General features: G+C 43.5%; 2 protein-coding genes. Both read right to left on the minus strand.

All coding sequences use genetic code 11. The features are described 5' to 3' along the window. Positions 1–17 precede the first annotated feature (17 nt). Complete coding sequence (locus GRP75_RS28185) at positions 18–479, minus strand: ABC transporter substrate-binding protein (RefSeq protein WP_237449249.1); 462 nt, start codon at positions 477–479, stop codon at positions 18–20. Between the two features lie 44 nt (positions 480–523). After that, the coding region (locus GRP75_RS28190) for an ATP-binding cassette domain-containing protein (protein WP_160791027.1) at positions 524–899 on the minus strand (376 nt) is incomplete at its 5' end.

Below are 899 nucleotides of genomic sequence, written 5' to 3' on the forward strand. Positions count from 1 at the left end.
TCACCAAAAGCTGTCAGTTACTCATGCACATTCTTGTACGTTCCATAAGGAATCACGATGGTCGGAGCAATTTTACTGTATTTTTCATATTCAGAAGCATCTTTGGAACCAATCAGAATCAAATCCGGCTGCAGAGTCAATACTTTCTCAATGGATACACTTCCGCGGTCTCCAATGCTTGTAATTCCCTGTACAAGATCCTTCGAAAACGGATTATCCAGATAATATTTAACACTTCCCACAGGTTTAATTCCTAGTGCTAATAAATCATTCAGGTACAAATCCACTACAACCCGCTGAGGGTGAACCGGTATCTTAATATCTCCATGAATCGTTTTGACTGTTTTCGTTTCCTCTGATTTTTGTTCACTAGAAGTTTGATTCTGCTTTTCATCCGGCTGCTTTACGTTTCCACCACAGGCGGTAAGAACTAAAATGACTGACAGAAGCATCATCACAATCCACATTTTCTTTGTCAAACTCGTTCATTCCTCTCTCTATTTACGGCGTCATATCGACCTATTTACGTTCCATATTGAGCTTGGTGCAGGCGGCTATATGCCCCTTTTACTGCCAATAACTCTTCATGTCTGCCTTGCTCGGCAATCCCTTGATCTGCAACTACGATAATGCGGTCAGCATTTTTGATCGTTGCCAAACGATGCGCAATAACGAGTGTCGTACGGCCTTGGGATAGCTCTGTCAGCGCCTGCTGAATCGCGGCTTCTGTCTCTGTATCCAATGCTGATGTCGCTTCATCTAAAATGAGAATTGGCGGATTTTTAAGGAACATCCGGGCAATAGACAAACGTTGCTTTTGACCACCGGAGAGCTTCACACCTCGCTCACCGATCATTGTATCCAGACCATCCGGATATGAGCGAACAAGGTCTTCAATC

It is taken from the genome of Paenibacillus sp. OT2-17, from assembly GCF_009827695.1.
In the GTDB taxonomy this organism is placed as follows: Bacteria; Bacillota; Bacilli; order Paenibacillales; family Paenibacillaceae; genus Paenibacillus; species Paenibacillus polymyxa_B.